This window comes from Bacillus cereus group sp. MYBK108-1, assembly GCF_051917185.1.
GTDB classification, from domain to species: domain Bacteria; phylum Bacillota; class Bacilli; order Bacillales; family Bacillaceae_G; genus Bacillus_A; species Bacillus_A cereus.
Map to the genome: position 1 here is coordinate 1 of NZ_JBQAHZ010000055.1, position 2,463 is coordinate 2,463.

The following is a 2,463-nucleotide window of genomic DNA, read 5'->3' on the forward strand; positions in this document are numbered from 1 at the left end:
GTTAAGCTCTCTAGCGCCGATGGTAGTTGGGACCTTGTCCCTGTGAGAGTAGGACGTCGCCAAGCAAGCTTAAGACGAGTCAGAATGACTCGTCTTTTTTGTGTTTTATAACTTCTTTTCAAAGCTAAATATTTTGAAGTGCTTCTCGCTTTTCAAAAAGGTTTTTGAGTACGTAGCTATATAAGTTTTATTCAATTTCTTTCGTGATTCTTTATATGTAATTTAAGATTTTCTATTTTATTTCTTAAAGATAGGATTCATCAGTGTGTTAAAATAGTACAGTTGTTTTTGATGTACTTTAATATAAGAAGATTTAAGTTAGAAAAGGAGATAATATGAAAAAGATAAGTATAATTACTATAGTAGTCTTAGTCCTGCTAGTAATCGTGTATATGTTAGTTGGGAATTATTTTTATAACTACGCGTTAAATGCGAAACAAGAAAAAGAATTTTTGCAAGATAATCCTCATTTAGTAGAAACGGTAAATGCATCGGGAGATGTATTGGCTGCAAATGAAGAAAAGAATGTAAACTTCGTATCGAAGTATAAACCTAACACATTAACTATACGTTCTTTCGATAAATTAAATTTAAAAGGTTATGAATATATGAATGAACCATCCAGTCATAAATGGGCAATTGTAGTTCATGGATACAATGGTAGAGCATCAGAAATGACGAAATATGTTCGTAACTTTTATGAACAAGGCTATAACGTCATAGCACCAGACCTTCGTGGACACGGAAATAGTGAAGGGGATTATGTTGGTATGGGCTGGCATGATCGTAAAGATGTTTTGATTTGGATTCAACAAATCTTGAAGAAAGACCCTAATGCTGAAATAGCTCTATTTGGTGTTTCAATGGGCGGGGCAACTGTAATGATGACTTCAGGAGAAGATTTACCTTCTAATGTTAAAGTTATTATTGAAGATTGTGGATACTCAACTGTTATTGATGAATTTACTTATCAACTAAAAGATTTATTCCATTTACCGAAGTTTCCTGTTATGAATGCGGCAAATACGGTTACTAAATTAAGAGCTGGTTACGATTTAGAAGAGGCTTCAGCTGTAAAACAAGTAGCGAAAAGTAAAACACCTATGCTGTTCATTCATGGGGATGCTGATACATTCGTTCCTTTTGAAATGTTAGATGAAGTATATAATGCTGCAAAAGTAGAAAAAGAGAAATTAATTGTTCCAGGTGCTGGACATGGAGAAGCGGAGAAAGTAGATTCGAATAAATATTGGAATACTGTATGGAAGTTCGTAGGGAAGTATATTCCGGCATAATTAAAGTTGTTGCATATATATAGACGATAATCGGAGGGATAATAGTTAATCCTTTTGATTATCGTTTTTTTGTTAATTAGGTATTCTGCTATAAGTGTGTTTTTGTATGTACTATATGAAGGAGATAGAGCAAAAACTTTTGAATTCCTTAATCTCAGTGCTACAATGATTGAAAACTAAATGTTAATGAGGTGTTTTTTATGAAAATTGAAGTATGGTCGGATTTTGTATGTCCATTTTGCTATATTGGGAAACGTAGATTAGAGATGGCTTTAGAACAATTTCCGCATAAGAAGGATGTTGAAGTTGAGTTTAAAAGTTTTGAATTAGACCAAAATGCTCCAATCTATTCTGGAACAAGTATTAATGAAGTACTTGCATCAAAGTATGGAATTAGTATTGAAGAAGCTAAGCGTAATAACGTACAGTTAGGAAATCATGCAGCTAGTATGGGTTTAAGTTTTAATTTTGATGAGATGAAGCCGACGAACACGTTTGATGCGCATCGTCTTGCGAAGTTTGCAAAGAATCAAGGGAAAGAAAAAGAGATTACAGAAAATTTACTTTTTGCATATTTCACTGAATCGAAAAATTTAAGCGATGTGGATACACTTGCTACCATCGCTGAAGCTTCAGGTTTAGATAAGCAAGAATCTTTAAAGGTTATTAATGATAAAAATGCGTATGCAAATGATGTTAGAATTGATGAAGCGATTGCTCAGCAATATCAAATTTCGGGAGTGCCTTATTTTATTATTAATCAAAAGTATGCTATTTCAGGTGCACAACCACTTGAAACTTTTGTTGGTGCACTTCAGCAAGTGTGGGAAGAAGAGAATCCTGCACCTAAGTTGCAAGAACTTTCTTCAGAGGGTGGAAGCGATCTTTCTTGTACTGATGGAAGTTGTTCGGTGCCGTCGAAAGAACAATAGTTTTTATGGTAGAAGAGCACCCCATAGATTGTTCTGTGGGGTGCTTGTATATAACTATAGAAGAAATACATAAGTGAAATCTATAAAATATAAAGTTTTTTAAAAAACGTATTGACGATTATACTTTAGAGGTGTAATATAGAACAAGTCGCCGATGACATTAACGTCGAAAGCGACAAACGAAATGAAAAACTTAGTTGACATTAACTAACGAAGATGTTAACATAAGGAAGTCG

The 2,463-nt window shown here is 33.7% G+C and carries 2 protein-coding genes; both read left to right on the forward strand.

The window, feature by feature from the left end:
• Positions 1-335: 335 nt before the first annotated feature.
• A complete protein-coding gene (locus ACTFSL_RS31010; protein ID WP_440042957.1) occupies positions 336-1,295 on the forward strand; it encodes an alpha/beta hydrolase in 960 nt (319 codons plus the stop codon).
• Between the two features lie 200 nt (positions 1,296-1,495).
• Positions 1,496-2,227, forward strand: a complete 732-nt coding sequence (locus ACTFSL_RS31015) for a DsbA family oxidoreductase (protein WP_065223797.1) — start codon at positions 1,496-1,498, stop codon at positions 2,225-2,227.
• The last annotated feature ends 236 nt before the right edge of the window (positions 2,228-2,463 follow it).